General features: G+C 41.2%; 25 protein-coding genes. 10 read left to right on the forward strand and 15 right to left on the reverse strand.

The features are described from left to right. Position 1: 1 nt before the first annotated feature. The 3 genes from ACN20O_RS01570 to ACN20O_RS01580 all read left to right on the forward strand — a co-directional run bounded on the left by ACN20O_RS01570 (position 2) and on the right by ACN20O_RS01580 (position 3,232). Positions 2-1,426 (forward strand): lipopolysaccharide biosynthesis protein, encoded by a 1,425-nt coding sequence (locus ACN20O_RS01570; RefSeq protein WP_491636537.1) that lies wholly within the window; start codon positions 2-4, stop codon positions 1,424-1,426. A gap of 74 nt (positions 1,427-1,500) precedes the next feature. Further along, positions 1,501-2,001 carry a thiol peroxidase gene (gene tpx, locus ACN20O_RS01575; protein WP_102244118.1) on the forward strand — a complete coding sequence of 167 codons (501 nt, stop codon included), beginning with the start codon at positions 1,501-1,503 and terminating at the stop codon, positions 1,999-2,001. A gap of 106 nt (positions 2,002-2,107) precedes the next feature. Next, positions 2,108-3,232, forward strand: a complete 1,125-nt coding sequence (locus ACN20O_RS01580; RefSeq protein WP_491636539.1) for a hypothetical protein — start codon at positions 2,108-2,110, stop codon at positions 3,230-3,232. A 12-nt stretch (positions 3,233-3,244) separates the two neighbouring features. On the opposite strand, the gene ACN20O_RS01585 is transcribed toward ACN20O_RS01580, so the two are convergent. The 12 genes from ACN20O_RS01585 to ACN20O_RS01640 form a co-directional block, all read right to left on the reverse strand. Next, positions 3,245-3,613 carry a response regulator gene (locus ACN20O_RS01585; protein WP_491636541.1) on the reverse strand — a complete coding sequence of 123 codons (369 nt, stop codon included), beginning with the start codon at positions 3,611-3,613 and terminating at the stop codon, positions 3,245-3,247. 184 nt (positions 3,614-3,797) lie between these two features. After that, complete coding sequence (locus tag ACN20O_RS01590) at positions 3,798-5,267, reverse strand: hypothetical protein (RefSeq protein WP_491636543.1); 1,470 nt, start codon at positions 5,265-5,267, stop codon at positions 3,798-3,800. Further along, the gene (locus ACN20O_RS01595) at positions 5,264-5,626 is read right to left on the reverse strand and encodes a hypothetical protein (protein ID WP_491636545.1); all 363 of its coding nucleotides are present in this window, start codon (positions 5,624-5,626) and stop codon (positions 5,264-5,266) included. The genes ACN20O_RS01590 and ACN20O_RS01595 overlap by 4 nt, the downstream gene beginning before the upstream one ends. Positions 5,627-5,634: 8 nt before the next feature. After that, positions 5,635-6,384 carry a 3D domain-containing protein gene (locus ACN20O_RS01600; RefSeq protein ID WP_491636547.1) on the reverse strand — a complete coding sequence of 250 codons (750 nt, stop codon included), beginning with the start codon at positions 6,382-6,384 and terminating at the stop codon, positions 5,635-5,637. Positions 6,385-6,532: 148 nt separating this feature from the next. After that, positions 6,533-7,297, reverse strand: coding sequence for a dienelactone hydrolase family protein (locus ACN20O_RS01605; RefSeq protein ID WP_491636549.1), 765 nt, complete (start codon positions 7,295-7,297; stop codon positions 6,533-6,535). 97 nt (positions 7,298-7,394) lie between these two features. Next, positions 7,395-8,798 (reverse strand): dihydrolipoyl dehydrogenase, encoded by a 1,404-nt coding sequence (gene lpdA / locus ACN20O_RS01610; RefSeq protein ID WP_491636551.1) that lies wholly within the window; start codon positions 8,796-8,798, stop codon positions 7,395-7,397. Between the two features lie 36 nt (positions 8,799-8,834). Next, positions 8,835-9,668, reverse strand: coding sequence for a class I SAM-dependent methyltransferase (locus ACN20O_RS01615; RefSeq protein WP_491636553.1), 834 nt, complete (start codon positions 9,666-9,668; stop codon positions 8,835-8,837). Positions 9,669-9,715: 47 nt separating this feature from the next. Further along, entirely contained in the window at positions 9,716-10,942 is a 1,227-nt protein-coding gene (gene odhB / locus ACN20O_RS01620) for a 2-oxoglutarate dehydrogenase complex dihydrolipoyllysine-residue succinyltransferase (protein ID WP_491636555.1), read from the reverse strand. 10 nt (positions 10,943-10,952) lie between these two features. Further along, complete coding sequence (locus tag ACN20O_RS01625; RefSeq protein WP_491636557.1) at positions 10,953-13,685, reverse strand: 2-oxoglutarate dehydrogenase E1 component; 2,733 nt, start codon at positions 13,683-13,685, stop codon at positions 10,953-10,955. A gap of 148 nt (positions 13,686-13,833) precedes the next feature. Further along, on the reverse strand, positions 13,834-14,319 hold the full coding sequence (locus ACN20O_RS01630) for a YchJ family protein (RefSeq protein WP_102244128.1): 486 nt from the start codon (positions 14,317-14,319) through the stop codon (positions 13,834-13,836). A gap of 15 nt (positions 14,320-14,334) precedes the next feature. Beyond that, a complete protein-coding gene (locus ACN20O_RS01635) occupies positions 14,335-15,012 on the reverse strand; it encodes a class I SAM-dependent methyltransferase (RefSeq protein WP_491636559.1) in 678 nt (225 codons plus the stop codon). A 1-nt stretch (position 15,013) separates the two neighbouring features. Next, positions 15,014-15,370 carry a SirB2 family protein gene (locus ACN20O_RS01640; protein ID WP_491636561.1) on the reverse strand — a complete coding sequence of 119 codons (357 nt, stop codon included), beginning with the start codon at positions 15,368-15,370 and terminating at the stop codon, positions 15,014-15,016. An 83-nt stretch (positions 15,371-15,453) separates the two neighbouring features. On the opposite strand from ACN20O_RS01640, the gene ACN20O_RS01645 reads away from it, so the two are divergent. Then, positions 15,454-16,197 carry a hypothetical protein gene (locus ACN20O_RS01645; RefSeq protein WP_491636563.1) on the forward strand — a complete coding sequence of 248 codons (744 nt, stop codon included), beginning with the start codon at positions 15,454-15,456 and terminating at the stop codon, positions 16,195-16,197. 2 nt (positions 16,198-16,199) lie between these two features. Here the strand turns inward: ACN20O_RS01645 and ACN20O_RS01650 are convergent, their stop codons facing one another. Continuing rightward, positions 16,200-19,136, reverse strand: a complete 2,937-nt coding sequence (locus ACN20O_RS01650) for a helicase C-terminal domain-containing protein (RefSeq protein ID WP_491636565.1) — start codon at positions 19,134-19,136, stop codon at positions 16,200-16,202. Positions 19,137-19,282: 146 nt separating this feature from the next. Between ACN20O_RS01650 and ACN20O_RS01655 the strand changes: the two genes are divergently transcribed. The 3 genes from ACN20O_RS01655 (at position 19,283) to grxD (ending at position 20,316) form a co-directional block, all read left to right on the forward strand. After that, positions 19,283-19,672 carry a hypothetical protein gene (locus tag ACN20O_RS01655; protein WP_491636567.1) on the forward strand — a complete coding sequence of 130 codons (390 nt, stop codon included), beginning with the start codon at positions 19,283-19,285 and terminating at the stop codon, positions 19,670-19,672. A gap of 7 nt (positions 19,673-19,679) precedes the next feature. Beyond that, positions 19,680-19,934: a BolA/IbaG family iron-sulfur metabolism protein gene (locus ACN20O_RS01660; protein WP_491636569.1), complete on the forward strand. Its 255-nt coding sequence runs from the start codon at positions 19,680-19,682 to the stop codon at positions 19,932-19,934. 133 nt (positions 19,935-20,067) lie between these two features. After that, complete coding sequence (grxD, locus tag ACN20O_RS01665) at positions 20,068-20,316, forward strand: Grx4 family monothiol glutaredoxin (protein WP_491639252.1); 249 nt, start codon at positions 20,068-20,070, stop codon at positions 20,314-20,316. 35 nt (positions 20,317-20,351) lie between these two features. Here the strand turns inward: grxD and ACN20O_RS01670 are convergent, their stop codons facing one another. Then, positions 20,352-20,726 carry a response regulator gene (locus ACN20O_RS01670; protein WP_102244136.1) on the reverse strand — a complete coding sequence of 125 codons (375 nt, stop codon included), beginning with the start codon at positions 20,724-20,726 and terminating at the stop codon, positions 20,352-20,354. A 27-nt stretch (positions 20,727-20,753) separates the two neighbouring features. Then, entirely contained in the window at positions 20,754-22,037 is a 1,284-nt protein-coding gene (locus ACN20O_RS01675) for a CFI-box-CTERM domain-containing protein (RefSeq protein ID WP_491636571.1), read from the reverse strand. 93 nt (positions 22,038-22,130) lie between these two features. On the opposite strand from ACN20O_RS01675, the gene ACN20O_RS01680 reads away from it, so the two are divergent. The 3 genes from ACN20O_RS01680 to ACN20O_RS01690 all read left to right on the forward strand — a co-directional run bounded on the left by ACN20O_RS01680 (position 22,131) and on the right by ACN20O_RS01690 (position 25,592). After that, on the forward strand, positions 22,131-22,988 hold the full coding sequence (locus tag ACN20O_RS01680) for an aminotransferase class IV (RefSeq protein ID WP_491636573.1): 858 nt from the start codon (positions 22,131-22,133) through the stop codon (positions 22,986-22,988). Positions 22,989-23,109: 121 nt separating this feature from the next. Further along, positions 23,110-23,733 (forward strand): 30S ribosomal protein S4, encoded by a 624-nt coding sequence (gene rpsD, locus ACN20O_RS01685; protein ID WP_102244139.1) that lies wholly within the window; start codon positions 23,110-23,112, stop codon positions 23,731-23,733. Positions 23,734-23,915: 182 nt separating this feature from the next. Then, positions 23,916-25,592: an IucA/IucC family protein gene (locus ACN20O_RS01690; RefSeq protein WP_491636576.1), complete on the forward strand. Its 1,677-nt coding sequence runs from the start codon at positions 23,916-23,918 to the stop codon at positions 25,590-25,592. Positions 25,593-25,595 lie beyond the last annotated feature (3 nt).

A 25,595-nucleotide genomic window follows, 5' to 3' on the forward strand; every position in this document is an offset into this window, starting at 1 on the left:
CATGTATTCTTCAATCAAAAGACTATCTCAAGATCACTGGCCATTGTTCCTTCTAAGTAATATTACTTCCGTCATAAATTTGATACTTCCTATTATTCTGGTGCGTCTATTGGCCCCGGAAGATATGGGTTTATATAAGACTTTTTTCCTCTATTTATCCTTGATTCCGTTTCTTACAATGGCCGGTGGACCAGTGAACTCCATTTATTTTTGGATAGGGAAAAAAGAAGATGAAAGAATGGAGTATATCAAAGCAAGTTGGAGTGCGACCCTCTTCTTGTCCTCTTTGATTCTAATTCCTGGTTTCATCGCCGCTTTTTTCTTTCATCACTACTTCACTCTATCCATGCCAGCTCTTTTAATTCTTATCGTGACTGGCTTTCTTGTTTGTCCCGCCGGGCATTTTAGCGAAGTCTGCATTGCTCGCGGTGAAAATGTTTTAGGGGCAGCTCTGGCCATGTTTTTTGAAGTGATCAAGACCGCAGGTTTTCTCTTCATTGCCTGGAAGTACCAAGATATCAATCTTCTCTTTCGCTTATATTTTTTTATGATGATTGGAAGTTTTGTCTTTATGACATACTTAGGGTACCGCGACGGCAGCCTTTCATTTGAGATTAATCAAGAAAAAATCAAAGAGATTTTAAAATACTCTCTGCCAATTTCTCTTTCAGCTTTTTTTATTTTCATTATAGATAAGGCCGATCAATTGATCATTTCCACTCTGACAAGTGCTGAAGCTTTTGCCTTTTACTCGCTGGGGTGCTTAGTTATTCCTCCTCTCTACTTATTAGAAACGTCGGTTCAAAAAAATCTTATTCCCAAGCTCGCTCATGCCTATACAGAAAGGCATATGATTAACATGGCCCATCACTACAAAAAAGGTATTGGTGATATTGCTTATTTAATCATTCCTGCTGTCTTTGGCCTCTTTTTTTATGCCTCTCCGATCACAGAGCTTCTCTATACAAAAACTTATTTACCGTCGGCCGTTTATCTCCAGGTCTTTGCCTTGAGCTATCTACTTCTTTTGATTCCCCACGATTCCGTTTTAAGGGCCACAGGTGAAACCAAAGTCATTATGAAAGTGTATTTTTGGCTTACGCCTTTTTCTATTTTCTTTATTTTTTTGGCCGCAAAATATCTGGATTTAAGAACAACTCTTTTGATTAGCATAGTCATTAAGCTACTTCCTAAGCTCTACTGTTTTTCACTCTCAGCGAAACTGATGAAAACATCTATCAAAGAGCTGATTCCTTTTCAAAGACTTAGTCAGTTCGTCGGGCTCTCCGCTCTTTTAACTCTTGTTAGCTTTGCTTCCAAAAATCTTTTTACTAACGAACTTCAATGGTTCTTGGTTACTGCCCCGGTCTTTGCGCTTCTTTACCTGGGATTTTTCATTTTTAAACACCTAAGAAATAGTGCGTAGTTTTCTTTTCATCGCCCGATGTTTTGAGTATTCTTTTGGGGACTAGTCGAACCCGCTATATAAGGAGCTCTTCAATGACGAGATTAACACTACAAGGTAACTACATTCACAGCCGCGGTACTCTTCCAGATGCTGGGGATCTGGCACATGACTTCACGATGGTTAAAACAGACTTGAGCGAAGTGAGCCTGTCTTCATTCAAAGAAAAATATAAACTACTCAACATATTTCCAAGTATTGATACTGGAACATGTGCTATGAGCGTTCGTACGTTTAATAAAAATGCAGCAGAGTTAGGCAACGTTGCTGTCATCAACCTTTCAATGGATCTACCTTTTGCTCAAAAGAGATTTTGTGCGGCCGAGGGAATCAACAATGTCACAGTTGCTTCACTTTTTAGATCAGATTTCTTCAAGCACTACCAATTAGACATCATTGATGGCCCTTTAAAAGGTCTTGCTTCTCGCGTGGTCATTATCATCAACGAGAAAAACGAAATCATCTACACTGAACAAGTTCCAGAAATCGCCAATGAGCCAAATTATGCTGAGGCGATGGTTGCTCTTAAGTCTTAAACTGTTTAAAAGCTAAACACCCGTCAGGATAAGCTCACCCTTATCCTGACGAAGTCCTTGAAAAAGGGTGCCCATTTTAGGCCCTTCCCTTGCAAATTCTCCCTATATGAAAACCCTCATCCTTGCCCTATCCATGGTCCTGGCGCTGAACTCATATGCCTATGAGTCTGATCAGCATACCGTTCCTAAAATGGAATTAGCAGATGTCGGTGTGGACATTTCCAGCTTTATCTACGGCCAGACGAAACGAGCAGTGGATAAACTTAATCTCGATTTAAAAGAGCTCCCACTTAAAATTGAAGAGACAAAAAAACGTCTTCAATCACAGGAAGCTTTAGAAAAACCATTATCAAAGCGCGAACTCAAAAAGAAGCTCGCTCAGGACGAAGCACGCCTGGCCTCAATTCAAACTGATGCCGGTGTGGTCGCCGCTGTCTATGATGAGCTCGGTGGAACTTTCACTTGGGAAGACCAAAGAGATGGTGTCTTCGGACTGCCACTTTCTATTATTCCTTATCCCGACAATATCAAAGACAACAAACCTATTACTTATCTTCCAGGAAAATTAAAAACGATCTATTCTTTTTCTGGATTTCATCGAATCATCTCTCCTTCATACTTTGTTTTTTGCTCAAGCTTAAAAATGTATGGTGTGTATCTAGGTGTCGATAAATTAGGTCACATGTTCAACCAAGGTTACGAGTACTATGTGCTTTATCACAAAGGTCTGACTGAAAAGAAATCAGCTGATGAAGCACTAAAAGCTGTCATTGCCTGGGGTGAAGAAACAGAAAGAGGAATGTACGGAATGGTGGTTGACGGCGTTTATTCAAACGGTGACTTAGCAGCTAACTTTGGTGGCTTTCATTACTACGAAAACCTCCTAAACCCCATCACTCTGGATGATGAAACCCTGGCCCCTCTTTTAAAGATCAACGAAGACCGCTCTGTAAGCTTTAATAACGAGCGCACGGTAGCTCCTGAAGATCTTCTTAGACCAGTTATTACCGATCACTTAAACGAGGCAATTAACCCTTCTCATTTTGAAAAGCTTCAAAGGGGAATTATCAAAAAGGCGATTAAGAATAGATGTGAAGGCATCATCCGTTTCTACAATATCGAGTCTGCCCAGGACATCCTGGAAAAGACCGATAGTCTAAAAAGCTGGCACGGAAAAGAGTATGGCCATAGATCAGACGAGTTGCTTAAAATTAACGAGCTTTGTTTCTAAAATTTCTAAGAATTAAACGCAGTATTTTTCTACGATATCGATGATCTCGTAAATATCAAGTGGCTTTTTAAGATAAGCACGGGCGTTTACACGTTGTTGATTTTCTCTAATATGTCCGTCTGCAGACATTACAACAACTGGCAGGTGAGCTATTTTTGGGTCTGCTTCTTTTTCAGCGCAGAATTGAAAGCCGTCTTTAATCGGCATCATTAAATCAAGAAGAATAAGATTGGGAAGATCTGATGCTTGTGAGAGTTTATCCAGGCCAACTTGTCCATTTTCAGCGAAAAGAACTTCGTAACCTTCGCCTTCAAGAAGTTCAACCAATGTTTCACGGATGTCTTGATCGTCTTCAACTAATAAGATTTTTTTATGAATCATTTGCTCTCTCTCCTTCCTGTGAGGTTCACTCAGTTTACATCCTGTGAAATAGCTGAGCGTAATGCATATGATAATTGGAATTACCAAATGCTAAGGAAACATATTAATTTTAACCTAAAATTGAGGATAAATCACTATCTAAGGGGAATCTTTAATGAGTTCCCCAATTTTCTTAAGGTTACGCCTATAGAACGAAATCTCTGCATGGATTTGTGGCCGACTGATCATGTTGCTTTAGTTCTTTTTGCTTGCTCTTATAGTACGCATCATAGGCCTTACTTGCTTCTTGAGAGATAGCACTTGCCACTGAATAACCTACTTTTTGATCGGTTTTTAACTCGTCAAAAATGTTTCTTTGTTCGAGATACTGAGGATTATCTCTCATGAGTTTTGCTTTTTCGACCCTGGCCGCTCTATAAAATTCGCGAAGATTCTCCAGGTTCTCTCTTTTTGCTGCTGTCAGATTTGTATTTTCTAAATCTTTTGTTTTCCCGGCAATTAATCGATCGTAATCAGTGCTTAAAACTTCGCGATGAGTATAAGTTGTTCCCTTCTTATAATAATCTGTCGTGATCGTGATTTTTCTTTCCAGCCCTGCAAGATCAAGCCTTCTTAATTTCGCAAAATAGTTATCCTGAGTTTTTTTATAGTCATCTAATTTCTTTTTTAAATCTGTCAGGTCCACTGACTTTATCAGGCGAGGCTTCGAGCTAAATAGGGTTTTCTTTTCTATCTGATTCATCTCTTCAATCAAGTTCAATACTTTTTTAAGGGAATCATAGTGAACTTCTCTTCTGCAAATTAATTCATCTGTCATGTTGTCTTTAATATAATCATCAATTTTATCCAAGGCCATGCCGCGGTATTCGTCGTGATAATACATATAAGGTGTCAGGTACGGATAAAGCTCATCCTGAACTTCAACACCTTCAGGAGTCGAGATCATCGGAAAACCTCCTCCCTGGGTTTGAGCTTTCGTTTCAAAAAAAACATCTTCCAGATTTTTCCCTTTTTTCATTTGGGCAGCAAAGATGTCAGCAAAATTTGAATAAGCATAGTGTTTAGGTCCAGAAGCGGCGATCACACACGTGCTTGCATTAGCAAGCGATAATGAATTTCCTGCGTGACAACTTCCATCGACGATTGCAAGCTTGATGTTATTATCTTTGGCCGCTTTCGTTAACGCTTCCAAAGCATCAAGACTCACTGACGAAGTGTCATTCAATGAGTTCATATTAGTCATTGCCGAACCGGCAGTTGAAATATTATGGGTTTTCCCGCTGCTTTCTCCGCCATGGCTGTTGATAAACACCAGAATTTTTCCTCCGGCCGGTATGTCCTTATTTTCAATTTTCTTAATGGCATCTTCAATGAGAGCTTTGTAGTTGGTAGAGGTAAATGAACCTGAGTTTGACGCCCCTTTAAATCTATCAGCAATAATGCTTTCCGTGTCCGGGTGACCACCATTAAAAGAAATAGTCGTTGAATAATTCTTGTTAGCTTTATAGAAGTCACCTAGGGCACGCACACTTCTATCAAACTGAGTGCCTTGAGCGCCTTTGGGTTCTCCGCCCCCACCAATAAAGATCATATTGTTATCAGCGGCCTGTACTGAAAGAGAAATGATGAATAAAACCATCAGCATTTTTTTCATATGCATTTCTCCTTATTGATAAAAGTAAAACCTGTTAAACCTTTTAGGTTCGCCGGGTCCGGCACGACATCAGTGTAACTTTCAATCAAGCTAAACTCACCCTGCTGTCCATTGAGCTTCTTAGTGATCTTGCCTCTTAACTTGATAGTTCTATCGATATAAGGTGCAGCTTTAAGCTCTTGCTCATCACTGATAGCAAACTGGTACTCAGAAAGAGTTCCTTTATTAACCAGAAAAACATAACCAGGTGCTTTTTGATTTTTCTCAATAACGCCATAAACGTCAAAGGTGCCACAGCCCGAAGGAGTTGTGGCACCGTAAGCATTCAGGCATACGATAAAGGCAAACAATGTTTTCATAGGACTATTTATTTAATTGAGTGTAATTCCAGAAGATCGGCAATGATCTTTGGGTCTTTTACAATAATAGCTTCAAATGTCTTAGATTCTGAACTCCCAATCCATGGGAAGAAATTAGCTTTTTTAGAAACCCCAATATAAACATCTACATGGGTGCCCTTAATCGCTCCGCCTTTATCTGCAGCGAAGAAATAACCGTCGTGAGTGATGACTCTTCCATTTGGCAGAGTGATCTTTGCCCCACGAGCTTTTGGGATATAAAGGGCCGTTCCCGGCTTAATATAGGTCACATCAGTTGCCAGCGTTCTGTATGGTGAAAGGATGTAATCATCCAACCCATCCCCATAAACTCCATTGGCCTCACGGAATTTAGTCTTCCCGATTCCTGTGTGTCTTGGATAAATTGATTTACAGTCGACGAAATAATCGTTTGTCGTTCCTTGGTAATTGAACGTTTTGATGTCACCATTTTTGAAATTAATTTTTACCGATCCTTCCATCGCAGTGTCGCACCAGTGCTTTAAGGTTAAGCGCGGTCCAAGCTCCTGCCCTTTCATATCGCGAAGAGGGGTCGCTCCTGAATCTTCTTCAATTTCCGGAAGGTAGTAATAAGTCGCCCAAAGTTTAAGACTTTGTCCCAGATCTGCTTTACTTGGCTCCGGAAATTCAAAACGGTCTTGATCTAATGGATCACCGCTTGCGAATGCAGAACCTAACGTAAGTAATCCAGCTACAACTAAAGTAGTTATCTTTAACATAAGAGTCTCCTGATGGATGTCTTATCGTTAAGGATAATCGAGAAATAAAATATTGGGATTGTGTTAGGAAAAGAGGCAAATTGTGCCCGAGAGTTTTACTAGGGGAAAGCGGAACTTCGGGCAAGAAGTTCCGCTCTGATTGGAAAAATTACTTTGATAATTCAGCAAGGAACTCTTTCATAGCAATCCACGATCTCTTATCGGCCTGCTCATTGTAAGCTGCTCCTTTAGAGATATCATTTCCTGCTGCCTTTTCTGTAAAGCTGTGAACAGCACCAGAATAAGATGTCATTGTGTAGTTAACTTTTGCTTCATTCATTCCTTTTAAGAATCCATCAATGTCTTTTTGAGGAACGAATGGGTCGATTGCCCCGTGAAGCACTAGCACTTGTCCTTTGATGTTTTTGTCATCATTAGAAGGAATTAACCCACCATGGAATGAAACAACTCCTTTTACGTCAGCACCAGAGCGTGCCACTTCAATAGCTGTCGTCCCACCAAAACAGTAACCAGTAACAAAAATTTTGCCGGTATCAACTTGTTTTTGTTTTCTTAGTTCTTCAATCGCAAGGTTTGCTCTTTCACGAAGAAGTTTTAAATCTCCCTTGTATTTTCCAGCAAGCTCACCTGCTTCTTTTGCATCCTTTGGACGAATCCCCTTTCCGTAGATATCACCAGCAAAAGCGATGTAACCAAGTTTTGCGACTTCAATTGCTTTTGATTCTGTTTCTGCTGTTACACCCATCCAGTTATGCACGATCATCACACCCGGCCTTTTTCCTTTATTTGCAGTGTCGTATGCAAGAAATCCTTCAAACGTCAGGTCTCCTGACTTGTATTCTACTTTTTCAGTTTTCACTTTAGCGTAAGCTCCGCTAGAAATTAATAAAGATAATAGTAATGCCTTAATCATAAAAATCTCCTTCTTTGATGATTTAAGTTAGGACAAGTAATGATAATGGATTTTAAAGAAAAAGCTCCATCATTTTCACGATGGAGCTTTGCATTTTTTAAGAATTCAATGAACGTTTGTCAGTTGCTGCTAAGCAGGCTTCTTTTAGTGACTCAGTATACGTTGGGTGCGCATGGCTTGTGCGCGCAACATCTTCAGCAGAAGCTCTGTACTCCATTGCTAAAACTGCTTCAGCAATCATATCTGCACAGCGCGGTCCAATCATATGAACACCAAGAATTTCATCTGTCTTTTTATCAGCAAGAACTTTAACAAATCCATCTGATTCTTCAGAAGCGCGAGCGCGTCCTGAAGCTTTTGTTGTAAACGATCCGGACTTGTACTCGCGCCCTTCAGCTTTTAGTTGCTCTTCTGTTTTTCCAACAGCGGCCACTTCCGGCCATGTATACACAACACCAGGGATCAGATTGTAATCGATATGTGGCTTTTGACCTGCCATATACTCAGCAACCATCACTCCTTCTTCTTCCGCTTTATGAGCAAGCATTGCTCCCTTAACCACATCTCCGATTGCGTAGATGTGAGGAACATTTGTCTGAAGGTGTGAGTTCGTTTCAACACGGCCTCTATCATCCATTTTTACTCCGGCCTTATCCAGGGCAAGACCTTCAGTGTATGGTCTTCTTCCTACCGCCACCAGACAGTAGTCCCCTTCAAGAGTCACAACTTCATTTGATGTTTTATTTTTTGCCTTCACTGTCACTTTTTTGCCAGTCGATTTAACTTCAGTTACACCGTGACCAAGAAGGAATTCGATTCCATCGCGTTTAAGCACTTTTGTCAGTTCTTTTCCAAGACCAGCGTCCATTGTTGCGATGATTGAATCAGCGTATTCGATAACTGTCACTTCTGATCCCAGTCTTCTGTAAACAGAAGAAAGCTCCAGACCGATAACACCACCCCCAATAACGATAAGTTTCTTTGGAAGTTCATTCAGAACGAGTGCCTCTGTTGAAGTAATGATTCTTTCTTTATCGATTATTACACCGGGAAGTGTCGAGGGTTTTGATCCAGTCGCGATAACAATCTTTTTACCGCTGATTTTCTCTTCGCCTTTTTCACCTTTTACTGAAATAGTATTCGCATCAACAAATGAACCGTGCCCTGTGAAGACTTCAATCTTATTTTTCTTCATTAAAAATTGAACACCACCACAAACATCAGAAACAACTTTTTTTACTCTGTCTCTCATTACGCCGAAGTCCAGTTTTACACCTGTTGCCTCGATTCCGTGTTTTTTAAATGAGTGAGTCAGTTCATGGTATTTTTCCGAAGAATCAAGCCATGCTTTTGAAGGGATACACCCTACGTTTAAACAAGTTCCACCAAGTGTTTTGTATTTTTCAACAATCGCCACTTTCATCCCTAATTGAGCGCAACGGATAGCACAGATATATCCACCTGGGCCGGAACCAATAACTACTACATCAAACTCTTTCATCTAAAAATCTCTCCTCTCTACGTTTTCGATATTCGTTTAAATATTTTTTGCTTTTGCCTGAATAAAAGAAAAGAAAAAGACAGCATTCGGGTCTGACGCCACAACACTCATTTCTTTTTTCATTCCTTCTACTATTTCTGTCGTTACATACCCCGCCGCTAAAAGCTGATCGCTGGCCGAAAGAAGTAAGTCACTCCAGAACTCAATCATCTCCTTTCTTTTTTGCGGATGACGATTGTCTAAAAACCAGGTCTTCACTTCTGTCTCGATATTTCTAAAACCGATTTGCATCAGGAGGTTGCCAAGTTTTGCCCCCATAAACGGATCACCTTTTTGGTCGTACTGGTAATCGTTGAAGGCCATCCAGTATTTCCACACATTGGGAGAATACGGGTCTAAGAAAAACGACGAGTTTAAAACTTCCGTCGCATAAAGCACTGCTCCTGGCGCAAGCACTCTTCTGATTTCAGAAAGTACTCGTCTTGGGTCCGGAACATGCTCCAGAACAAAACATAAAAACGCGCCGTCAAAGTCAGCTGAGTTAAAAGCTAATTTTTCGGCATTCATCTGGTGAAGATCATAGCGCCCTTTAGCGTATGAGTGTTCGGCCAGGGATTTTTTAGCAGCACTCAACTGCTTGTCGTTCAAATCAATTCCCGTCACATGAATGTCGGGAAAACGGCGAAGTAAAATCTCAGTTTGAGCACCTACTCCACAGCCCACTTCTAAAACCTTTTTTTGAGAAGAGAAATTTACATTTTGGTAAACCGTATGTTCAGCAAAGCGGGCCTGGCGCCTTAGTCGATCCTGCTCTACTAGTGAAAATCCATGCAAGTAAGGAAAGTCTTTTTTGTCCGTTGTTTCGCTCATACTCATTCTCCACAACAAAAGGCCGGGATATACCCGGCCTTTAATATTTAAACATCAAGTAGAAGTCTCGAAGGATCTTCAAGAAGCTCTTTTACTTGCTTCAGGAAGCTTACTGACTCACGGCCATCGATAATTCTGTGGTCGTAAGAAAGTGCCAGGTACATCATTGGACGGATCACAACCTGTCCATTAACGGCCACTGGTCTCTCGATAATATTATGCATTCCCAGAATCGCCGATTGTGGGATGTTCAGGATTGGAGTTGAAAGCATCGATCCGAACACACCACCGTTAGTGATAGAAAATGTTCCACCTTGCATTTCTTCAATCGTGATTTTACCATCGCGTGCTTTTGTCGCAAGAGCTAGGATTTCTTTTTCAATTTCAGCAAGAGATAAGCTCTCAGCATTTCTTACTACCGGAACCACAAGTCCTTTTGGTGTAGATACTGCGATACCAACGTCTGCATAGTCATGGAAAATGATTTCATCACCGTTGATTTGCGCGTTTACTGCCGGCCAGTCTTTAAGGGCAACTGTTACTGCTTTTGTAAACAGTGACATGAAACCAAGACCTACTCCGTGCTTCTTTGTGAATTGTTCTTTATATTTTTTTCTAAGTTCCATTAGCCCCGACATATCAACTTCGTTAAAAGTTGTTAGCATCGCTGTTGTATTTTTTGCTTCAACAAGTTTTGAAGCGATTGTCTTTCTTAGACGAGTCATCTTCTCTGGACGAACTCCTCTTGAACCTAGGGCCGCTGCAGCTCTTGGTGCAGCTGCCACTGCTGGTTTTGCTTCTGCTTTTGGAGCTGAGGCTTGAGCGTTCATCGCGTCTTCTTTAGTGATACGCCCGTCTTTACCAGAACCTTTTACGTCAGAAGAGTTCACTCCTTTTTCATCAAGGATTTTTCTTGCTGCCGGGCTTGGCACGTTAACTTCTTTTCCAGAAGACACTGCTGCCTGAGCTGGAGCTGCTTCTGCCTTTGGTGCTTCTTTCGGAGCTTCCGCTTTAGCTGCGCCTGCTGCTGGTTTTGCTGCCGATGTATCTAGTTCACCGATTTTTGCACCGATTTTTAATTCGCTTCCGGCCTCTGCCATGATCTTAAGAACACCAGCACTTGGTGCTGGAAGTTCCATCGAAGCCTTATCAGATTCGATTTCACAAACTGCTTCACCTTCAGCAACATAGTCGCCGTCTTTTTTAAGCCATGATGAAAGAGTAACTTCCGTTACTGATTCACCGATTACAGGGATTTTTAATTCAACGCTCATAATCTAGTCCTTATTTTGAAAATGCATTTGCAACAATATCTGCTTGTTCTTTTTTATGTACGTTAGAGAAACCAGTTGCCGGGCTCGCCAACGACTTTCTGCTGATTAGTCTTAGGTTTCTGAATTGATCGTAACGAAGAAGGAATGTCCAGTACCCCTGGTTCTTTGGTTCCTCTTGTACCCATACTGGCTCAGCACCTTTGTACTTCTCAAGAATTTTTGCCAGTTTCTTTTCTGGAAGTGGGTAAAGCTGCTCAACGCGAACGATAGCAACATCATCACGTTTATCAGCAATCTTTTTCTCGTATAGATCGTAGTAAATTTTTCCAGTACAAAGGATCACTCTCGACACTTTTTTACCAGTATTTGGATCGTCGATCACTTCCTGGAATTTTCCATTTACTAATTCATCGCGAGTCGACGATGCACGTGGGTCGCGAAGAAGAGACTTCGGAGTCATAACAATTGTTGGCTTTCTGAATGTCCACTTCACCTGACGGCGAAGAAGGTGGAACATGTTAGCCGGAGTTGTACAGTTTGCGACAACCATGTTGTCGTCAGCAGCTAGTTGCAGGAATCTTTCCGGACGAGCTGAAGAGTGCTCTGGTCCCGCTCCTTCGTGCCCGTGAGGAAGTAACATCACAAGACCGTTCATTCTCTGCCATTTTGCTTCAGCTGATGAGATGTACTGGTCGATCATGATCTGAGCACCGTTAACGAAGTCCCCGAACTGAGCTTCCCAGATCGTAAGCGCTTTAGGGTTCCCCCAAGCGTATCCATATTCAAATCCAAGTACAGCGTACTCAGAAAGAAGTGAGTTATAAATTGAGATCTTCCCTTGATTTGGAGAGATATTATCTAATCCACAGTAAGACTCATTTGTTCTGTCATCGAAGATTTTTGCCTGACGGTGAGAGAATGTCCCGCGGATAACATCTTCACCTGTAAAACGAAGTGGGTGTCCTTCATCAGCAAGTGTTCCGTAAGCAAGAAGCTCCCCTAGTGACCAGTCAAGTTTATCACCTTCGTAGAACTCTTTTCTGTCATCAAGGATCTTTTGAGTTTTCTTCATCAGCTCCATTCCTTGCGGAACGTGCAGCAGGGCCTTCATCACTTTATCAAGTGCTTCGCGCTTTACACCAGTTGCCGGTGACTCATCAAAAGCATCAGGGCCAGCGAACTCAAGACCTTCCCAATCTTTGTGCGGGCCTTTACCTTTTTTCGGGATTTCGTTCTGACGAACATTATTGAAGCGGTCAGAAAGAAGCTGCTTATAGTCTTCCATCATTTCTGTCGCCAGCTTCGCCTCGATCTCTCCTTTTGACAGAAGGTAATCAATATAAAGCTCTCTCGGGTTTTTGTGTTTTGTAATGAGACCATAAAGGTGTGGTTGAGTGTATCTTGGCTCATCCCCTTCATTGTGTCCGTACTTTCTGTAACAAACGATATCCACGAAAATATCTTCGTTGAATTTTTGTCTGAACTCTACCGCCAGCTCGATTGCGTAGACGACTGCTTCCGGATCATCTCCATTAACCTGGATGATTGGAACTTCAATTGTCTTAGCGATTGAAACACAGTACTGAGATGAACGAGCATCTTCGATATCTGTCGTGAATCCGATTTGGTTATTGATAACTAAATGGATCGATCCACCGACGTTGTAAGCTTTAAGCTTACTCATCTGAACTGTTTCATAAACAATCCCCTGTCCTGCCACCGCAGCGTCTCCGTGGATCTGGATAGGAATAACTTTGTTCATGTCACCGTTGTAGTGATTGTCTTGAAGAGCGCGGCAATATCCAACAACAATTGGATCTACAGTTTCAAGATGCGATGGGTTTGGTAAAAGTTTTACAAAAACTTCTTTTCCGTTTGTCGCTTTCTTAATTGAAGTAAAACCTTTGTGGTATTTTACGTCTCCGGCCTGTCCAGATTTTTCTTCTTCTGATCCGCCTTCGAATTCTGTAAAGATGTATTCGTAAGTTTTTCCTACGATATTTGCCAGAACGTTCAGACGACCTCTGTGGGCCATACCGATAACAAATTCCTGTGCTCCAAGTTCAGCAGACTTGTTGATGATAGCATCAAGAGCTGGAATCGTTGCTTCTCCACCTTCAAGTGAGAATCTTTTCTGACCAATGTATTTTGTCTGAAGGAAGTTTTCAAATACGTTTGCTTCATTGAGTTTTTCTAAAATTCTTTTTTTCTTTTCGATTGGAAGATTGATTTTCTTTGCAGTTGATTCAATTCTCTCTCTCATGAAACGTCTAACGTCAGTGTTGTTAGAGTGCATGTATTGGAAACCAATTTTCCCACAGTAAATTTCTTTCATGTGATCAAGGATCTGATCAAGTGTTGCCGGACCGATTCCCAGGAATTCTCCACACTGAAATACTGTTTTTCTATCGGCGTCTGATAACCCATACTCTTCAAGTGAGATTCTTGCTTTTCTATCTCTTCTTGGACGAATCGGGTTCGTGTCTGCAAGAAGGTGTCCTCTTGTTCTAAAAGATTGAATCAATCTAAAGACATTAAATTCCGCGCGAAGTTTTTGATCGCTAATACCTTCACCAGATGTTCCAGAAGTTCCAAAGCCTGCACCTTGAAATTCGAAACCTTGAAAAAATCTCTGCCATGATTCATCGACAGATTCAGGATTAGTTCTGTAAGTGTCGTACAGCGAATCAATGAAAGAGATGTCTGAACTCGAGAGATGTGAGAAGTCGAAAATTTTTGACATGATAGAAGCCTATGAAAAGTAAAACGTGAGACGTTTTACTCAGTTAAAAATTGGTACCCCTAATATAGCTCTAAGATACCAAAATTTTAAGCTTTATTTCATAGGCGGAAGATTTGTCTCAGTTATCTTTTTGGGCCTATTGCCTAGCCTACTGATGACAGCACTTTTTTGCCTTTTTCCCTGAGCCACATGGACAAGGATCATTGCGCCCAACCTTAGGTGCGTCTCTTCTCACAGTGTTATTTCTCATTACACCATCGACAAAGAACCACTCTCCATCAACTTTTTCAAAAGTGCTTAGTTCATGGTGGGTTTGCGTAGCTCCATTGAAAACAAAACGGCATTTAAACTCAACTTTTCCTGTTGAATCCTTCTCTTTTCCGGCCTCCGTCCCAAGAATCTCTAAACCTAACCACTCAGAGTTTAGCGCCCAAGACTTCACTCCTTCCATGTCCAATTCTTTACGTGTTGAAGCATGGTGAGTTCTCTCCACATGGTCTAGTTCCCCAACTGCAAATGCTGAATAGCGTGATCTCATTAGCTTTTCGGCCGTAGGGGCCTTTTTAGCTCCCTTAATGAATGGTTCGCAACAGTTGTTGTAGTTTTCAGATGATCCGCATGGACAAGCTTGCATAGTCATAACCCCTAATTAAAATCTAAATAATAAATCTGTAAAATGAGTGCTCTCATCATCGAAATGCACTTTGCTTTCTAAAAGACGGCTGGAAATAAAAGTGAAATGAGGACGTATCATCTTGAGGTATTTCTCCCTCGTGCGATGAATGGCGTACTCATCTTTAAACTCTAAATCTGCCACCTGTCTTTTGAGTTCTAGATTAGTCGGAACTGAAAAATAAAGATAGCGAATTCTTTTTGCCATGATTGGCAAAATAAATTCAATTTCCTCGTCTGATAAATACTGAAACACTGATGTACAAAGACCTAAATCGTAGGTTTTGTCTTTCTTTAAATCTTTCTTCGCCCATGTTACCAGATCGATATTCTCGAGTGTAAGCTTGGTCGATTCAATCGGACTTAATTTCTTTTTAGAGACAACATCAAAGGCATGTTTAGAAGGTTCAATTCCATAAGCACGGTAAGGTTTAAACGTTTTTAAAACTTCTTTAAAAAGAATCCCCAAACCAAAACCTAAATCGACAACACTGCTGATGTCGACATACTCAAGGCCAAAAATCGCCTTCATATATTCGGCGTGCTCTTTAGCGTTGACGATATTATCCATCTCTTCCGGTTCAGCGTAATTGACGTCCCAATACTCTTTGGAAAATCCCTTCGCTCCTAATTTATCTTGATCTTTTTTTGTCATCTTAGGCCAGCTTGGTCACTGCTGCGTAAACGGCAGTTAAAACGGCAAGACCACCAAGAACTGCAAAAAGCGCTCTTGCCTGCTTAACTCTAAAGAGCATGATGACTGAAAAACTAAACACGGCCCAAGCTGCCATTTTAACCCAAATCCACTGAGGAAAAGGTTCTCCATGCCTAAAGCCTAGTCTGGCAATCAAGCCCATCCCCGCGACAAAAATAAGGAAGGTCAAAAGTCCAACCGTAATCTTAAAAGACTTCTTCGCAATCCATTTGCCTTCGGCCAGGATCGCACCAACGGTTCCTAAAACCATCAGAAGTGTAAAAATGTGCAGGATCTTATAAGTTTCATAACTGATCATGAAAGGCTCCTTAAAAACTTGAGTGTGTGACTACAGTATATCTTTTGCCTTTAAGATTATCAAATTCAAGATATAATGAATTCATGCAAACCTGGACGTCACGCACATATAAAAGAGAAGATAAAATTTATCGAGGCGCTTTTAATTTTTATCGCAACGAGAACATTTATGCAGAAGAAAGTTTCGACGTCTACCGCGATAAAAAAGACCAGAGTTACCACTATGTTTCTGAGGCCGTTGTAAAGGTCACAACTGGTGAGATTTTAAACATTCACGTTGAGTATATCGTCAACAAAGAATACATCCCAACTTTCGTTTTGATCGAGAAAGTAATGGGGAAAGAAACGTCACGGGAAACCTTCGAATACAACTCGAAACGCAACCACTTGGCCTATAAATTCTCCAGTTCAAAGCACGAAGACCACAGCGCAGAGATCGCCACGGCCCCAAAATACCACATTGCCACGCCGACAGCGGCCAGCTCAATGCTCTTTATGCGTTCAAAAAAATTCGATGCCAGCGGAAAAAACTCATTCAACATTTTGGTGGGTTTTAATCAATGGGAATATAAAGAAGCGCCCGTCTTTAAGAACGTGATCCTTGAGCGTGCTAACCTTACGACTGAAAAAATGAACATCGACGGACAAAATGTCCAGGCCACTCAGTACCGCATGTACGATGAAGGAACTGATTTTAAAAACGTGAAGGAACCCCAGCACGTGAAGATCTTTTTAAGCCAGCACGGTGGGATTCCCTATTTAGTTCGTACAGAAGATGGGACTAAGATTCAGATTAAATACCTGAATGACTTAACAGAAAAAGAATAAAGCTAGAGTTGTGTCTCAGACCCTTTACCTAAGATAAACTCCTCAATCTCTTTTGTCGCCTCCGCCATCGTCGCCCTCTCCAGCGAGTAAGGCTCCATCAATTTAACCAGCTTCTCCATGGTTTTTCCTTTCCATGTCTTCACTCGGTTATCAACGATAATCACTCCTCCAAAATCCTGCTCAGTACGAAGAAGTCTTCCCAATTTCTGGTGAAGAGAACGCGTGCGGTGAGCGAGATAATAATCAGTGAATTCATTTCCTAAATTCGCTTCATAGAAATCGCGTCTTTCATTAATAACTAAATCCATGCGCAAATCAGGCACTTTATCGATGAAGATAAATTGCAGAGCATCTCCAGGAATGTCGATACCTTCCCCAAACGACTCCATCCCCAGAAGAATCCCTGAGCCCGAGCGTTTAAAGTCTTCAACAACACTGGTTCCCATTCCCTGAATAAAAAGAGGAATCTGCCCTTCGAATTCTTTTAAAAGAATTTCTCGTGCCACTTCAAAGCGCGACTTCGCTGAGAATAACAGCAGCGTTCGTCCGCCTAATTTTTTGATCAGCGGCTTAATATGCTTTAAGTGGTGCTCTACAAAGTTCGCCTGGTATAAAGACGGACCGTCATCGCATAAAAAGACTTTGGTGTTTTTCTTATAATCAAACGTAAATGGCAGATACGTTCCGGCCTTAAACCGTCTTTCAGGTTCAAGGTAAGAATACCCTGTCGCCCACTCAATCCCACGGGCCCCTGTATCCCCTGTTCCATTGGCCAGAGTGGCCGATGTGAAAATAACTGAGGCCGAAGTCTTAAGCAGGTTATCACTGACGATTCTTCCCACATCAATTGGTGAAGATGAAAATAGATATCCATCAGACTCGATATACTTCATCGAACGGCAGTAATTCGGCGTATCTTTTAAAAGACTATCGAAGGTTAAAACGTAATCAGAAAGCTGCGAGAAAAAAGACTCAAAACGAGTAAAGGCAATAATTTCGTTTTCACTCTTTAAGTTTTTAACATCAAAGCGCCCGCTGTATGGAAGAAAGTGTGCTAAATAAGTCTGCAGGATAAAATGCACACTCTCCAGCGAATTTAAAATCCCCTGAGCGATCGACTCTTTGTGAGTCTCGCGGTTGATCATTGGAAGCTCATTCCAGAAAAGCTCGGTATACTTAGGCATGCGCTTAAAATAAAGCGATACTTTCTCTCCCAATGGTGCCAGGTGATCCATAAGCATCTGGTGAGCTTTTAGTGTTTCTTCACGCAGGTTTTTAATCACATCACTAGACTCTCCCGGCTCAGTTTCATTTTGAGCAAGAAGATAAAAGAGTGACCCCACCCCTTGAAGGTGCTGAAGGTTGCCGACAAAAATCTCAAAACTCTTCTGGTCAATCTCCAGCGAGAAGGCCTTTGTCGCCTCTTCTTCAATCTTATGGGCCTCGTCCACTACAATGTGCATTGGTCTTGGCATTCCCTTAGGCCATGAGAACATGAGTGAATGGTTTCCGATAATAATATTGGCCTCACGGGCCTCGCGAAGTCCGGTGATATAACTGCAGTTATTTTTAAACGGGCAGTTGTTCCCTGAACAACTTCTAAAGTCTACGGCGATTTCGCGCTCGCGCTTCATGAGCGGCTCTATTTTTCTCTTTAAGACATAAGGAAGATCGTCCCTTAGAAGTTTTTCATGTGAACGCGAACGCGCGTTGTGGAAAAACACTGTTTCAAAATAAAGCGAAGTAAAAGAGTCGTTAAAGTCTTGCGAGTAACCAAGAAGTGTATTTTCACTCTCTTCCTGACGGAAAAGCGATTCACACAAATGGTTATTTGATCCCACTAAAAGTTTAATTTTCACTTCGTCTTCAGAAAGCCCTAAAAACTCTCTTACCTGAGGCACGTCTTTATCGAAGGCCTGGTGCTGAAGTGTTTTAGTTCCCGTAGCGACCAGAACCGGCTTCTTTTCCTCCATTGAAAATAAAACAGAAGGAATCAGGTAACCAAAAGTTTTCCCGGTTCCGGTTGGCGCTTGAATTAAGCTGTGAATGTTATTTTTTAGCGATTGTCCTGCTTTTAAAGCAAGATCGATCTGCGCCTGGCGCTTTTTATATAGAGGAAAAAGTGCTTTAATTTTCTCTTCGTCGTTAAAGATCCCTTTGATATTGGCCCCACTGAATTCCAGCGGGAAATTTTTTATCACTGGTTTTGGTTTGGCAATTTCCGGGAAACGTCTTGTCCAGATTTTTTCTTTGGCAATTTGCGTATGCGCATCCAAATCAAAATCGATCTGACGAGAAATCTCATGAAGCTCATCATCACTTAAGTGTAAGAACTGCATTAACCAGAATTCGTCCGCTAAGATTTTTTTCTCTAAAATCTGTAGTTTTAAAAACTGATAAAGCGCCTTATCTAAGCGAGTGAGTTTCGTCGCAATTAAAACTACTTTTAATAAATCCAATGAGTCTTCAAAACCACGGTGAGTTTCCGTCTCCGCAATTTTCCAGTCCTGGATGAAGTGCTCTAATTTCAGTGAAGAGTATTCAGGAAATAAAAGACCTAAAAATAAAAGCGTGTCGCAGTACTCTTCGCGAGTGCTGCCATCGTCAATTTTATCGAATGATCTTTTTAAAAAGCCTTGTTCAAAGTCTGCATTGTGAGCAATCAATTTGCGCCCGTATAATTCCTGCAGGTCTTTTTCGACCTCTCTCCAAGTGGGAGCTTTCGAAAGCATCTTGTCAGTAATGCCGGTCAGCTTTTGAATAAAAGATGACAACTCTCCTGGAAACTGCACTAAGCTTGAGAATTTTCTCACTAGCTTTGTGCCCTCAAATTCCAGAAAACCTAGGTCGATAACCTGGTCGTAACTAGGGTCTGCGCCCGACGTCTCGACGTCGATGACGGCCCATTTTCCGAGTCTATGGGATGTTTCTTGTTCCATGAATGTCCTGATTGATGTGCTCTATGGCACTATTGTCCTAACTTTAATATGTTCTAAACGAAAAGTAATTCATTTACGCACCATGAAATATTTGAAGAAACGCACTAAATCCATTATTGTGGGCACTCAATCACTAAGGAATATTCATGAGCAGTGCAGTTGTATTTCAGATCCAATCAATTCTTATTTATTCAATGATGGTTTTTGGGATCCTAAAGAGAAAGAACAGGAAAATTCACGTTCCTACAATGACGGCCGTCCTGATTTGGGATGTTATTTTAATTCTGCAAATTGAGCTTTCTCGCGGGGCCGTAGAAAAGGCATCTAAAGCGATCGTGAATCCTATGATCTTAAACATTCATGTGAGTTTTGCTCTTCTTTCAGTTGTGTTCTATATTTTACTAGTCATCACTGGTAGAAAACTTATTGCTGGCGACAACCAAATTAGAGCGCGCCACCGCCTTTTTGGCTGGAGCGCTTTTGCTCTTAGAACTTTAACTCTTATCACTAGCTTTTTTGCAGTGGCACCAAAGTAGGATTTTTATGGCATTTGAAAATGTAAAAAGTATTATCAAAACTGGTCTTCCTGACGCTCACGTTGAAGTTCTCGACATGACAGGAACAGCTGACCATTTAGACATCATGATTGTCAGCGATGCTTTTAAAGGAAAGATGCTGATTCAACAGCACCAGATGGTCATGGATTTGTTAAAAGAAAGTTTAAAAACGGACATTCACGCCGTTCAATTAAAAACAATGGATTTTGCCACAGCTGAAAAGCGCGGCATTAAACTATAATCAATTTTAGGAGACATATATGAGTAACCCATTTGAAGTTGTTCAAGGTTTAGCGATCGAAGAAGCAGACAAGAGTCTAGACATCAACACACGTATTAAAAACCTTATCTCAGCAAGCCCAATCTTCCTTTTCATGAAAGGAACACCGGACATGCCACAGTGTGGATTCTCAGCAAACGTTATCAGAATTCTTAATCACCACCACGTGAGCTACAAGACATTTAACATTCTTTCAGACATGGATATCAGAGAAGGCGTAAAGCAATTCTCTAACTGGCCGACTTACCCACAACTTTACGTTAAGGGACAACTTGTTGGTGGAAACGATATCATCACTGAGCTTATGCAAAATGGTGAATTAGAAGACATCTTAAAAGTGTAATAAAAAAAGCCCTCGAAAGAGGGCCTTTTTATTTTTTAGGCTTCAATTAAATCTTGTTCTATTTCTTTGATCAATTCATCCAGGTCAAACGGCTTCGAAAAAAACTTCTTCGCTCCTGCTCTCACTGCATCTTCTGTCGATACGTCTGCTTGCCCTGAAACGAAAAAGAAAACAGGTTTATTGTTCATCTTATTCACATGTGAAAGCACGGCCATTCCGTTACCGTTAGGCATTTTATAATCAGAGACGACAATATCAACATGTTGAGCATCAAGGATTTTAATGGCATCATTTCCACATACAGCAGTTACCGTTTGGTAGCCACAGTAGCGAAACTCTTCTTCCATTAATTCTAAAATATCTGGTTCATCATCTACGATGAGGACCATTAAGTTCTTTCTATCGACCATTAAACTATTATAGTCGAAAAGAGCGCGTCAAATCTTAATTTTTTCTCGTTTTTTGTATAAATAAAATAAAAGTGTTGCAAAAAGCGAAGAAAGTAAGATCAGGCTTATATTATTAAAAATAAAATAAAGCGCGTAGGCCATTCCTCTGATTATGGCGCGTAATGTCTCATGCTTATAGATTAGTAAGGCGTACTTAGGGGCCGTTTCATAATAAAAACTTATGAATGCCTTCCCTAAATAAGACTTCGCGAGAACTGCATCTCTGAAATGTCTAAAGTAAGAAATTACGTAATGGTCTTCTCCGAACCCGGCCGTCAGTAAAAAGCATCCTTCTCTTTTAAGTAGCTCCTGGATCGCCAACGGTCTTTGAGTCTTAATTTGTGAAACCACAGTCCCGAACTTATAAAGGTCGACAAACAAGACGGAAAAATCGTAATCCACGTCATTGGTCAAACCACTCACTGTCACTTGTCCAGCAGAAGCAAAAGGATACTCAGTCGAAGTCAGGCTTCCATTCCCATCATATGAACGAATAGGGCTCCCACCTGCCGGGCTCGATGGCCCATGCTTAAAAACGCGAACCGCTTTTGGTTTTAAAATACTGCCATTTGATGTGTACTCCAGGATCAAGCGGGCATCCCCTTGCCTGATATTTGAAATAACCGGAGTGACTTGAGCTGCAGTGTAAATGCGATTACTCATGTTCACTTCAAAGTACATTCCCCCAGTATATGAGGCAGGATCCGTCACTGTCCCTAGGGCCAGAGAATTGGGAGTTGCCGTCGAGAAAAAGATATACAGCAAGTAAGATTTTTCTGTTCCATTCGTCGTCGTAAAATTAGAACAATCTGTTAATTGATCGCAAATTGCTTTAATGGTGAAAGGAAAATTTGTATTGCTATTTGTCGTTCCATTAAAAGGGCCAGAGCCGTGCTTAACGGCTAATTTATACCCATTTGACCCATCTTTAATAGAGGCATAAAGATAGAAATCACTTGATGTCGTATTTAAATAAAGTGGAAGATTAATTGGATAAACTGCACTTGGTGAATAAAGACTCGTCACTCCAGAATCTAAAAAGTAATCTGCATTCCCTGCAGATGTTCCTTCCATCGGTACATAAATTTTCGCCGGAGCACTTTCAGAAGTCCCATCTCCACTCGGCTCAATCGAGTTCAAAGTTAAGCCCGTATTAGTTGTACCTGTTACAACAAGCTCAATATCTGGATTTAATCTTACTGTCGTTGAGGTCCCCGCAAAAAGCTGGGCCGACCAAATCAAAAGAAGTGATGAAAGGATATGTTTTCTCATTGAAAAATTATCCCCTTATTAGAAGTGCATCGTCAACGAAGTAGTCGAAAAAATACTTTGATTTCTTCCAATAAATTCTATAGTTTCTCTCTCATGGAAGATTTTTTAGTCAACATTAACGGCACTCTTTTAAAAGGCCCAGAGGCCAAGATCTCCGTCTTTGACCGAGGCTTTCTCTATGGCGACTCAGTCTACGAAGCGACTCGCACTTTTAACAAGAGACCTTTTAGGATTGACCAGCATATCGATCGCCTGTTTTTATCCGCTGATAAAATCTCACTGGAGCCTACTTACTCCAAAGAAATCATCCTGAGTGAAGTCCTAAAGACAATCGAAGCCGCGCCTTTTAAAGACGCGACAATTAGAATTGTCCTCACTCGAGGAACCAATAGTGACCTGGGGCTAGACCCCGAGCTTTCCGGCCCTAATAACCTGGTTATTTTTGCCAAGGAAATTAAGCCAAATCCGGCCTGGTGGACCACTGATGGGGTCAGTATGATTTTCTTCCAAAAGACCATCGAAGCTTCGGGCTCTCTGCCTAAAACTGGAAATTACCAGGAAAACATTCTGGCCAACCGCGAGGCTACAACCCGTGGGGCCTACGACTCTTTTATGGTCAACACCCATGGCCACGTGACTGAAGGGACGACAAGTAACGCCTGGATCATTAAAAACAATATTCTCTTTACTCCACCGCTTGCCGACGGAGTTCTAGAAGGGCTAACCCGTAAAACCCTGCTGGAAATGGCAAGGCGTCAAATGCTTCCTCTCCCTCTAGTGGAAAAAAGTTTAAGTAAAGACGACTTCTTGAGTGCAGATGAGTGCTTTATTACCAGCACAACGCGAAATGTCGTACCGGTTACTAAGATCGAGTCGCACCTGATTGGAAATGGAAAACCAGGGGCATTAACCCTGAAGCTCCTTGAGCTCTACCTCGAGTTTGTAAAGTAGTTGCGTTTTTAAAATTGACATGACTTAAAGGAACCTGTATTACTTACGGACGTAATTTTATTAAAATCACAACGAACTAATTGTTGAAGTTGTTAAAAAGCTAATTATTTAGGGGCAGTTCATGGCAAGAAGTACTACAGGAAAAAGCCGTTTCAAAATCCAAAGATCACTAGGAATTGAACTTCCAGGACTTGGAAAAGCAGGCGCTTTAGAAAGAAGACCATATGGTCCAGGTCAACACGGAAACAAGAGAAAGAAAATCTCTGACTTCGCTGTTCGTCAAAAAGAAAAACAAAAACTTAGATACCACTACGGACTAAGAGAAGGTCAATTAGTTAACTACGTAAAGAAAGCTAAAAAAGACAAATCTCGTGCGTGGATGGATTCACTTCTAATCACTCTTGAAAGCCGTCTTTCAAACGTAATCTTCAGACTTAACTGGGCACCGTCAATGCTTGCAGCAAACCAAATGGTTTCTCACGGACACGTTGTAGTTAACGGAAAGAAGATCAACGTTCCAGGATACACAATTAAAAAAGGTGACGTTATCACTCTTACAGACAGAGGATACGCTTCACTTAACTTCACACAAGCTCAGGCAACTCCAAGACTTCCGTCTGTTCCAGCTTGTTACTCAGTAGACGCGAAAACTGCGAAGGTTGTTGACCTTCCACTTCCAAGCGACATTCCATTCGAATACGCTGGTCAGTTAGTAACGGAATTCTACTGGAAAGTTAAACCATAATTTTTATTGGTTTCATTCCATGAAATTCAAAAAAGCCTCCGGAAACGGAGGCTTTTTTTTGCCTTTTTCCCAACTGGCAACAGTCCGTAACCCAACCAATTTAATCCAATACAAAATCTCTCATATCGAGACCCTATTCCTCCGAAAAGTCCTTCGAGTTTGTTTAACTTTTAGGGATGGTTATGAAACAGCTGACGTCACTTCTTGTTCTAATCACTTTATTGATTGCTGGATGCTCGACTCCTTCGTGGAATCCGCACTCTGATAGATCAATTGCCAGTGAGCACCTTTCAAAATTCGATGGAAAAGAACCTATCGCCAAAGGTGTGCTTGAACTTTTAAATGAAGAACAGAATCTGCATAACAAGGATTTGTGGGGGGCCAATGCCTTTGCTTCAAACATCGCTCCTGAGTACATTCCTGAAAACAATCCGAAGTTTCCACTTCCCTATTATTTAGTTCCGGCCGAAGATGCAAAATTTCTTCAAGCGGACTCTCTTGATAAGCGCGTTTCAAAGCAACTGATGATGATGGTTGATGGGAAAAAATACTTCAAGCTTTTTGTTCACCCGGAATCAGAAGCTCACTATGAATTTATGAGGGACACTTATAAATATGTTTCTCAGGATGAAACTGAATTTACCGCTTCACCGACATCGAGTTACCGATCGCTGGTTGTGTGGGATCACAGCGATTTAAAAAACAAACCTTTTATCGCCAAAGTAAGTCTGGATAAAAATGTTATTGGAAGTATCGACCGTCTGGTAAGTGAAAACGAAGTTGAGCGTTCAGTGGCCAACCAAAAAGTTTTCGACCGCATTGGTTTAGAAAAACTCAATAAGATGAATGTAAAAGTGTTCCCGGAAAGTGCTGGTCTGGTTATGGGCAAAGAGCTTCCTGGAGCTCCTGAAAAACTAGGAGGCCAGCTGATCCGCGAAATCCCGGATGAAGTTGTAAACTCAAAGAGTAAATGGCTTTCTTTTTCGGCGCTGATGAGCCCGAATAAAAAACCAAAACCATTAATCATGGATGTTATCAAGGCCAGCGGAATGGATTCATTCACCTTCTTTGAAGAGTACATGATTAAAAGCTACATGAAGATGTTTGAAAATCTTTCTCTAAAATCAGGAATGAATTTTGAACCTCACTCACAAAACCTATGTTTTGAGACAACGATGGATTTAAAACCAACTGGTAAATGGGTTGTGCGCGACTTCGGTGGAGTCTGGCCGGATGTTTTTACTATGGCCAAAAATAATGGCCCGGTTGATGTTTATATGGAGAGCACTAACGTAAAAAAATTCAAACTGCGTGGTGGACGCTCTAACTACATCAGCAGTTATGTTTTTTTCTATAAGAGACAGGTCTTCGATATGATGCTTTCTCAAGTGGCCCTTTACGATGAAACAATGACCCAAAAGAAAATGGCACAGCTTAAGGCCATGATTGATACTGCTTTTATCAAGCAGATCAACTCTTACTTGGGACTGAATTTAAAAACTATTCCCAATATGAATGACTATAAAGTGATTGAAGAACTGGTGATCAACGAAACCAAAATGCCCGAAGAGATGCCTAAAAAACCACTTTCTGAATCAGCTGATTTAAAAGAGTTCATCCTGAAGAAACAGGAAAATGAAGAATGGATCAGCATGGCCAAAGTTAAAGGGAAAACTGAGTTTTTCCTGACTGACCACGGGGTTTATGAAGTGCAAAAAGGGAAAGTTGTCGGTATGGCCTTCTTTAATGCCCAAGAGAAAGATGAGTACAAAAAGGGCACAGGTTTTGTGCTGAAACTTAGTACCCAAATCCCGGTGAAACCATTAAACTGCTGGGGAATGCTGAAGAGCTTTTTCTAGAGG

It is taken from the genome of Bacteriovorax sp. As-1, from assembly GCF_058446905.1.

Coding starts and splice junctions, on each gene's coding strand:
- ACN20O_RS01570 (WP_491636537.1), top strand. CDS start 2: ATGTATTCTTCAATCAAAAGACTATCTCAAGATCACTGGCCATTGTTC.
- tpx (WP_102244118.1), top strand. CDS start 1,501: ATGACGAGATTAACACTACAAGGTAACTACATTCACAGCCGCGGTACT.
- ACN20O_RS01580 (WP_491636539.1), top strand. CDS start 2,108: ATGAAAACCCTCATCCTTGCCCTATCCATGGTCCTGGCGCTGAACTCA.
- ACN20O_RS01585 (WP_491636541.1), bottom strand. CDS start 3,613: ATGATTCATAAAAAAATCTTATTAGTTGAAGACGATCAAGACATCCGT.
- ACN20O_RS01590 (WP_491636543.1), bottom strand. CDS start 5,267: ATGAAAAAAATGCTGATGGTTTTATTCATCATTTCTCTTTCAGTACAG.
- ACN20O_RS01595 (WP_491636545.1), bottom strand. CDS start 5,626: ATGAAAACATTGTTTGCCTTTATCGTATGCCTGAATGCTTACGGTGCC.
- ACN20O_RS01600 (WP_491636547.1), bottom strand. CDS start 6,384: ATGTTAAAGATAACTACTTTAGTTGTAGCTGGATTACTTACGTTAGGT.
- ACN20O_RS01605 (WP_491636549.1), bottom strand. CDS start 7,297: ATGATTAAGGCATTACTATTATCTTTATTAATTTCTAGCGGAGCTTAC.
- lpdA (WP_491636551.1), bottom strand. CDS start 8,798: ATGAAAGAGTTTGATGTAGTAGTTATTGGTTCCGGCCCAGGTGGATAT.
- ACN20O_RS01615 (WP_491636553.1), bottom strand. CDS start 9,668: ATGAGCGAAACAACGGACAAAAAAGACTTTCCTTACTTGCATGGATTT.
- odhB (WP_491636555.1), bottom strand. CDS start 10,942: ATGAGCGTTGAATTAAAAATCCCTGTAATCGGTGAATCAGTAACGGAA.
- ACN20O_RS01625 (WP_491636557.1), bottom strand. CDS start 13,685: ATGTCAAAAATTTTCGACTTCTCACATCTCTCGAGTTCAGACATCTCT.
- ACN20O_RS01630 (WP_102244128.1), bottom strand. CDS start 14,319: ATGCAAGCTTGTCCATGCGGATCATCTGAAAACTACAACAACTGTTGC.
- ACN20O_RS01635 (WP_491636559.1), bottom strand. CDS start 15,012: ATGACAAAAAAAGATCAAGATAAATTAGGAGCGAAGGGATTTTCCAAA.
- ACN20O_RS01640 (WP_491636561.1), bottom strand. CDS start 15,370: ATGATCAGTTATGAAACTTATAAGATCCTGCACATTTTTACACTTCTG.
- ACN20O_RS01645 (WP_491636563.1), top strand. CDS start 15,454: ATGCAAACCTGGACGTCACGCACATATAAAAGAGAAGATAAAATTTAT.
- ACN20O_RS01650 (WP_491636565.1), bottom strand. CDS start 19,136: ATGGAACAAGAAACATCCCATAGACTCGGAAAATGGGCCGTCATCGAC.
- ACN20O_RS01655 (WP_491636567.1), top strand. CDS start 19,283: ATGAGCAGTGCAGTTGTATTTCAGATCCAATCAATTCTTATTTATTCA.
- ACN20O_RS01660 (WP_491636569.1), top strand. CDS start 19,680: ATGGCATTTGAAAATGTAAAAAGTATTATCAAAACTGGTCTTCCTGAC.
- grxD (WP_491639252.1), top strand. CDS start 20,068: ATGAAAGGAACACCGGACATGCCACAGTGTGGATTCTCAGCAAACGTT.
- ACN20O_RS01670 (WP_102244136.1), bottom strand. CDS start 20,726: ATGGTCGATAGAAAGAACTTAATGGTCCTCATCGTAGATGATGAACCA.
- ACN20O_RS01675 (WP_491636571.1), bottom strand. CDS start 22,037: ATGAGAAAACATATCCTTTCATCACTTCTTTTGATTTGGTCGGCCCAG.
- ACN20O_RS01680 (WP_491636573.1), top strand. CDS start 22,131: ATGGAAGATTTTTTAGTCAACATTAACGGCACTCTTTTAAAAGGCCCA.
- rpsD (WP_102244139.1), top strand. CDS start 23,110: ATGGCAAGAAGTACTACAGGAAAAAGCCGTTTCAAAATCCAAAGATCA.
- ACN20O_RS01690 (WP_491636576.1), top strand. CDS start 23,916: ATGAAACAGCTGACGTCACTTCTTGTTCTAATCACTTTATTGATTGCT.